The sequence below is a fragment of the Streptomyces sp. SP18CS02 genome, from assembly GCF_036322365.1.
Taxonomy (GTDB): Bacteria; Actinomycetota; Actinomycetes; order Streptomycetales; family Streptomycetaceae; genus Streptomyces.
In genome coordinates this window covers 52071-58986 of the sequence record NZ_JAQYXC010000244.1, presented here as the reverse complement: position 1 = coordinate 58986, position 6916 = coordinate 52071, and the positions used below count along the sequence as shown (strand labels likewise).

4 protein-coding genes, 2 pseudogenes and 1 riboswitch are annotated in these 6916 nt (G+C 72.4%); of the genes and pseudogenes, 3 read left to right on the top strand and 3 right to left on the bottom strand.

Features of this window, described 5'->3' with window-relative positions:
* Positions 1-647: LysM peptidoglycan-binding domain-containing protein (locus PUR26_RS02825; protein WP_329868780.1), on the bottom strand; the 647-nt coding region annotated here is incomplete at its 3' end.
* Positions 648-649: 2 nt separating this feature from the next.
* Positions 650-806: riboswitch (cyclic di-AMP (ydaO/yuaA leader) on the bottom strand.
* Positions 807-1174: 368 nt separating this feature from the next.
* Between PUR26_RS02825 and PUR26_RS02820 the strand changes: the two are divergent.
* Positions 1175-1560, top strand: a pseudogene (locus tag PUR26_RS02820) (DJ-1/PfpI family protein); the annotation flags it as partial.
* A 349-nt stretch (positions 1561-1909) separates the two neighbouring features.
* Here PUR26_RS02820 and PUR26_RS02815 read toward each other — a convergent pair.
* A pseudogene (locus PUR26_RS02815) lies at positions 1910-2166 on the bottom strand (TetR family transcriptional regulator); the annotation flags it as partial.
* 269 nt (positions 2167-2435) lie between these two features.
* Here PUR26_RS02815 and PUR26_RS02810 point away from each other — a divergent pair.
* A complete protein-coding gene (locus PUR26_RS02810) occupies positions 2436-4277 on the top strand; it encodes a cholesterol oxidase substrate-binding domain-containing protein (RefSeq protein ID WP_329868778.1) in 1842 nt (613 codons plus the stop codon).
* 18 nt (positions 4278-4295) lie between these two features.
* Here the strand turns inward: PUR26_RS02810 and PUR26_RS02805 are convergent, their stop codons facing one another.
* On the bottom strand, positions 4296-5168 hold the full coding sequence (locus PUR26_RS02805; RefSeq protein ID WP_329868777.1) for a DUF72 domain-containing protein: 873 nt from the start codon (positions 5166-5168) through the stop codon (positions 4296-4298).
* A 663-nt stretch (positions 5169-5831) separates the two neighbouring features.
* On the opposite strand from PUR26_RS02805, the gene PUR26_RS02800 reads away from it, so the two are divergent.
* A complete protein-coding gene (locus PUR26_RS02800; RefSeq protein ID WP_329868775.1) occupies positions 5832-6899 on the top strand; it encodes a PP2C family protein-serine/threonine phosphatase in 1068 nt (355 codons plus the stop codon).
* Positions 6900-6916 lie beyond the last annotated feature (17 nt).

The window sequence follows — 6916 nt, the reverse complement described above, 5'->3', positions numbered from 1 at the left end:
TGCAGCAGACCGATCGACGGGACGCCGTTGATGGCGTTGATGTCCCAGTTGTTGATCGCGTTCGGGTTACCGCTGGACTCCCGCATGATGTTGCGGTGGATGCCCTCGTAGGTGCCCGGGATGTTGTTCTTCTTCATGATGTCGAGTGCCTCGCGGATCCAGCCGTCGAGGTTGTTCGCGTAGGTCGTCGCCTTGGCCGGCGCCGCCGCCTGGACGGCGGGGGCGGACGCGCTCAGGGTGGTGGCGCGCGCCGAGCGGTCAGCACGCTCCGTCGCGGTGGCCTTGCCCGCGGCGGCCTTGGTGTTGATGGTGAGCTTCAGGCCGGGCCGGATGTGGGCCGGATCGTTCCCCACGACGGCCCGGTTGTCCTGGTAGAGCTTCTTCCAGCCACCGCTCATCGCATACTTCTGAGCGATTCCGGAAAGCGAGTCACCCGCGATCACGGAATAGGTGACCGGCCCCGCCTTTTTCGCAGTCTGGACCGTTGCCTTTTCGATCGCTACCGCCTTAGGGGCGACCTGCGGGGTGACTGCTCCCGCGCTGGTCGCACCGATCACCGGCAGGGCCAGGGCGGCTCCTCCGGCACCGAAGGCGGCGAGACCGCGGGCGAACGGGTTGCTCTTGGGACGACGGTGTCTGCCACGCATGGCGATTTCCTCTCCTGCGCCTGCGAGGTGAGCTGTCGGGTTCGAGCAGGAGATGCCCGGCCGCGGCACACACGGCTTCACCCCGAGCCGCTCCGGGAACCGGAACGGCGGCAAACATGGGTTCCCCGCTCCTGCCGGACGTGTGGGTGGGTGCGATGCCCGGACGGCGGCAGGATTCGGCGGTCCATCCGGATGGGGGTGACCGTAAACGAAGAAGAACAGCGAAAACAAGGTCTTGATTCACAAGGGCAAATGAATTCGTAGATCGAAATAAAAGGATCACCAACTCCCCCAATCCCCCTTTGTCCAACTCTCCCCGGCCCCAGCACACTTGACTTCACGACAGCCCCACCGGAGCGAAATCCCCAGTGACCCACATCACTGCCCGCGGCCACTCGCCCCCCGCCTCCCAGCAAAAGCCGCGTCATGCCATTAAACGCCATAGACAGTGCTATATAGGCATTTTTAAGGTAAGCCGACAAAAGCAGCTAACCGGACATCTCCCATGCGCGGCCACGGCGGGACCGGACGACGGGGGCCCGGCCGAGGTCTTCGCGCCGGCCGGCCGGGAGACCGCGGGCCGCGCCGGATACCAGGTCCGCCTCGCCGGTCCGGTGGCCGGCGAGGTCCGCACGTCGGCAGGTGTGCGGCTGGTCGCCGACGTGGCCTTCGACGATGTCGGCCGGGAGGTGAACACCCTCATCGTGCCGGGCGCGGTCGAGATGTCCGACGGCGCGCTCCGGCCCCGTGTGACAGCTCGGTCGTGGCGTGGGTGCGGAAGACGGCGCCCCACGCCCGGCGCGTCGCGCCGGTATGCGCGGGCGAGCGCCTGCTGGCGGCGGCCCGGCTGCTGGACGGGAGGACGGTGACCACCCACTGGCCGACCGCCGCCCGGCCCGCCGGGCCGTCGCCCTGACCACCGTCACCGATCCGATCGGCTTCGTCGTGCCGACCGTCGACGCCCTGCGCGCCTGAGCCGTTCGGCGCCCCTGAGCCGTTCGGCGCGCCCCGGCCGGAGACCGGCCCCGCGTCCGCATCGGCCCCGGCGGCGTACCCGAGCTCCCGCCCGTCCCGGACCCCACACGGGGCGTCGCCCAGGTCCGGCGCGTCGCGGCGGCGCCGTACGGACCAGGGCGCGGCCGTCCTCCGTGGCGCCCGGGTGCGCGGTGCGGAGACCGGACGACGGGTACGGGACGGACGCCGGTCCGACGGTGGCCCGTGGGGCACGGTGTCAGGTGGGCGCCCCACGGGCTGCTGAGGGGCTACGGCACGGAGGTGATGCGGGTGACGGCCCGGAGCGTCAGCTCGCGGTCGTGGGGAGCGTCATCCAGGGCGCGGTGCGGGGTCGGGCCTTCGATGAGCGCGTCCAGTCGGCGGGCGGTGCCGGCGTCGAAGTGCCGTTCGAGGACGCGGCGGCCCGCAGCATCCACACCTGGGTCAGTTGCCGGTGTTCGGGGCGGCGGGCGGCGAGGGTGTACAGCTCCTGGCCGAGGACCATGTCGCGGCGCGGACCCTCGGAGCGCACGAACGTACGCTCCGAGGTCTCCGCTTGGCGCCCCCGGTGCCCGGCCGACGACGCGGGCGGCACGAGCGGGCGGGGCCTCCGGCCCTGCCGGACGGGGTGCGCGCCAACGCCACCCGGCAACCCCACGCGCTTTTCGGCCCGGGATACCAGACTTCTCACGCGCATGCCATTCGAAAGAGTGAGCATGGCTCACTTGTGCTGCCACGAACGGATCAGCCTGCCCATACTGCGAGGTCGGTCGAACACACGATGGAGGGGACGTCATGACGGGCAAGGCGCAGAATCCCGAACGGGCCTGGTCGAGGCGGCAGGCGCTGTCCGGTCTGGCGGCCACCGCGATCGGCGGCTGGACCGTGGTGGGAGCGGTGCGACCGGGACAGGCGCGGGCCGCCGGCGTCGTGGCGCCCGCGGGCTTTCCCCCGCACCTCGATGTGTACCGGCGCGTATTCGAGAACTGGGCCGGGGAGATCCGCACCGAGCCGCTGTGGACCTGCTCCCCCCGCACCGGGCAGGAGGTGGCCGAGGTCTGCGACTGGGCCCGGGAGCTGGGGTGGAAGGTACGCCCGGTGGGCCGACGGCATGGATGGTCCCCGCTGGTCGTCGCGGACGGAACCCGGGACGACGCCCGGGTGGTGCTCGTCGACACCACCCGCCATCTGACGGGGATGTCGCTGGGGCCGGTGGCGGCGGACGGTTCCGCCGCGGTGCGCGTGCAGGCCGGCGCGCTCATGGAGGACCTGCTGGAGTTCCTCGGCGAGCGGCGTCTGGGCGTCACGGCCTGTCCGGCGCCGGGAGACCTCTCGGTCGGCGGGGCCCTCGCGATCGGCGCGCACGGCACCGCCGTACCGGCCGCGGGCGAGCCGGCTGCCGCGGGGAAGGGCTTCGGAACGCTCAGCAACCTGGTCACGGAGCTCACGGCCGTGGTGTGGGACGACGCGGCAGGAGCGTACGCGGTCCGCTCCTACGACCGCGCCGACCCCGACTGCGCGGCCCTGCTGACCCACCTGGGGCGGGCCTTCGTCGTGGAGGCCGTCCTGCGCGTCGGGCGGGACGACAACCTGCGCTGCCGTTCCTACCTGGACATTCCGTCCCGGGACCTGTTCGCCGCGCCGGGTTCGGGGGTTCCGGCGTCGCGAACGCTCTCCGGGTTCCTCGACGCCACCGGACGGGTGGAGGCGATCTGGTTCGCGTTCACCGACCGGCCCTGGCTCAAGACGTGGAGCGTCACCCCGAACCGCCCTCTGGCCTCCCGGAGCGTGACAGAGCCCTACAACTACCCCTTCTCCGACAACATCCCCGAACCCGTCGCCCGCCTGGCGGGCCAGGTCTTCGCCGGGTCCTGGGCCGGCGCGCCGCTGTTGGGCCAACTGCAGTACCTCATCGCCAAGATCGGGCTGACCGGCGACATCACCGACGTCCTCACCTCCCCCACCCTGATCCGCGATCTGCTCACCGCCGATGTCATCACCCATCTGCTCGCCGGGGGACTCCGGTCGGACCTGTGGGGTCCCTCTCGCGACCTGCTCCTCTACATCCGGCCCACCACGCTGCGGGAGACGGCCAACGGTTACGCCCTCCTCACCCGGCGCGAGGATGTGCAGTGGGTGGTGCACCAGGTCACCGGTCACTACAGCGGTCTGCTGGAGGAGTACGCCGCCCGGGGGCTGTACCCCGTCAACGGGCAGGTGGAGATCCGGGTCACCGGGACCGACGACCCCGCGGTCTCCATGGTCCCCGGCGCACAGCCGCCGCTGCTGTCGGCGGTGCGCGCCCGCGCCGACCGCCCCGACTTCGACACGGCGGTGTGGTTCGACGTCCTGAGCGACCCGGCGACCCCCGGCCTGCACAGCTTCTGCCGGGACATGGAACGCTTCCTCTTCGACACCCTCGACGGCGACCGCGCGACCGTCCGCGTGGAGTGGTCCAAGGGCTGGGCCTACACCGACACCGCCGCGTGGGCCGCGTCCGACATCCTCACCGAGGCCGTCCCGGCCAGCCACCGGGCCGGCGGCGGCCCCGGCTGGGACAGCGCGCGTGACACGCTCAACCGCCTCGATCCGCACCGGGTCCTCACCACGCCACTGCTGGACACCCTGCTGCCCTGACCGTCGCGGGACACCCCTCTAAGGGGTGTCCCGCCCGTCCGGGATGAGGTGCCGCATGGTTTCGGCGGCGCGTACGGCGGCGTCGGCGCAGCAGTTGTTGAACAGGACGTGCACCCGCGCCGCCCGGTCGGCCAGGGAGTCCAGCCGGGGCAGCCACTCCTTGAGCTCCCCCTCCGCATACGTGTGGCGGAAGCGCTCCTCCTTGCTTCCCGTCCCCCAGGCGGGGTTGCGGCCGTGGAAGCGGACCACCGCGAGCTCCGCCGAGGTGACCGGTGCGACCGGGGGTACGGAGGTGGGCAGGCTCTGCGCCGTGTCCACGGCCACGGCGGTGGCGTGCAGGTCCGTCAACAGGGCCGTGGTACGGGCCGCCTGGTCGCAGCGCCACCAGTCCGGGTGCCGGAACTCCACCGCCATGGGCCAGTGGGCGGCGCGTTGCCTGGTGCGGTGCAGGATGGCCTCCGCGTGGGCCCCGGGGGCGAACCACGGCGGGAACTGGAACAGCACGGTGCCCAGCCGGCCGGCCTGCCGCAGCGGTTCGAGGCCGCCGCTGAAGCGCTTCCAGACCTCGCCGAGGAGCTCCGGATCGCTGCTGTCGTGGCCCCTGAGGTCCGCCGGCAGGGCAGCCGTCCGGGTCGGGTGGCCGGTGAGCAGGGAGAACGCCTTGACGTCGAAACGGAAGCCCGGTGGGGTGCGTTCCGCCCACAGCAGGCTGTTCCGTGTGCTGGGAAGTCCGTAGTAGGTGGCGTCGACCTCGACGACGGGGAACCGTTCGGCGTAGTGCCGCAGACGCCCCTCCGGATCGCGCCGCTCCGGTGGGTACCACCCGCTGCCGACAAGCGCCTTGTCCGTCCAGGAACACGTACCGATCATGATCTCGTTCGGCTGTCGCATGCCGTCCGCCTACCCGCTCGGGGCGCCGGCAGCGGGCGGCCCACGACGATCGTGGCGGCCATGTCCGGCGCGGGCGGCGAAGTACCGCCGACCCGTGCGGTGTTGCCGGTCGTCCGACGCCAACCCCGGGGAGAAGCAGACCGGTTGGCGCCGACGGGTGCGGGTCCGGTCGTCGGGCGGCGCCCCGAAAGGCCCGGCCGCCGGTGAGCCGGTACGGGGCCGAGGCCCCCGCCACCCTCCGGGGCCCTGCCCACCGCGTCGCCGCCGGTCGTCGTCGCCGTGTGAAGGCCCGCCCGGTCGGGAGCCGCGAAGGCCCGCCCGGTCGGGTGCCGCCCACCTCGCCCGGCCGTTCCGCCGAACCGGCGCGGGCCGGCTTTCGATCGGCCGCCCGGCCGTTCCGCCGAGGCGACCGGGCGCACGTGGCCGCCGTGCCGGGGCGGTCGCGGCTGTTGTCACCCGGGGTGCCCGTCGGCACGCCGCGGCGGCCGGCACCGGCCCCAAAACCGCGCACCGCGGGCACCGGCCACTACAGGGCCACCAGCGCGCTGAGTGGAACACGCCACCGGGGGCGCGCAGGCTGGACCCATGCGGTCACCGTTCCGTTCCGCCGCTCCGCCAGGAGACGGCGGCTCAAGCCGGGTCTTCCTCAGGGTCGCGCAGTGCGTGCCTTTCGCCCTCGCGCTGCTCGTGGTGGGGATGGAGCTCACGCCCGCGCACGTGGTGTACACCGGGCCCCTCCTCACCGCGACGCCGGCTCTGGCCGCGGTGACGATGGGCCCGAAGGGCACGATCTCGGCGGCGCTCACCGCTCTGCTCGTGAGCGTGATCACCGCCACGCACAACCAGGCGTGGGGCACCCAACAGGTCTACACCAACGTTCTGGCGATCGTCCTGGTCTCCGCCGCGAGCGTCATGACCAGCAGCGCCACGCACGCGCGCAGGCGGAGCGAACTCAACCAGGTCCGGCGCATCGCCGAGGCGGCCCAGCGGGTCCTCCTGCGCCCCGTGGCCGGCCGGCTGGGCCCGGTGCGAGCGGCCAGCCTGTACCTGGCCGCGGAAGCGGGCGCGCAGATCGGAGGTGATCTGTACGAAGCGGTACGGACACGTTTCGGAGTCCGGATGATCATGGGAGACGTCCGGGGCAAGGGGCTGCCCGCCGTGCGCTCGGCCGCTGCCGTCCTGGGCGCCTTCCGGGAGGCCGTGCATTACGAGCAGGACCTGGTGGAGGTCATGGCCCACTGTGCGGCCGCCCTGCGCCGGGAGCGCGCCATGCCGCGCGGTGTCGGCCAGGACGAGGAGGATCCGGCCGAGGGTTTCGTCACCGCGCTGGTGGCGGAGGTCTGCGACGGCTCCATGGTCCGTGTGGTCAACCGTGGCCATCCGCCTCCGCTGCTGCTGCACCAGGGACGGGTCCATCTCCTGACGCCCGCCTCGCCCCTGCCCCCCTTGGGCCTGGAGGAGTTCCTCACAGGCCCCGCCGCCGCTCCGGAGAGCTTTCCGTTCGCGCCCGGTGACCGTCTGGTGCTGTACACCGACGGTGTGGTCGAGGCCCGTGACGACGACGACGTCTTCTTCTCCCTGCCCGGACCCGTGGAGGCGGCACCCGCCTCCAGCCCGTCGGAGCTCCTGGAACTGCTGCACCAGGCGCTGCTCCGCCACACCGAGGGCCACTTCACGGACGATGTCGCGGTCCTTGTCGTCGACCGGCTCGACGAGGAGGCGGACCGGTAGGCGACCCGGCGGACCGG

Coding starts and splice junctions, on each gene's coding strand:
- PUR26_RS02805 (WP_329868777.1), bottom strand. CDS start 5,168: ATGCGACAGCCGAACGAGATCATGATCGGTACGTGTTCCTGGACGGAC.
- PUR26_RS02810 (WP_329868778.1), top strand. CDS start 2,436: ATGACGGGCAAGGCGCAGAATCCCGAACGGGCCTGGTCGAGGCGGCAG.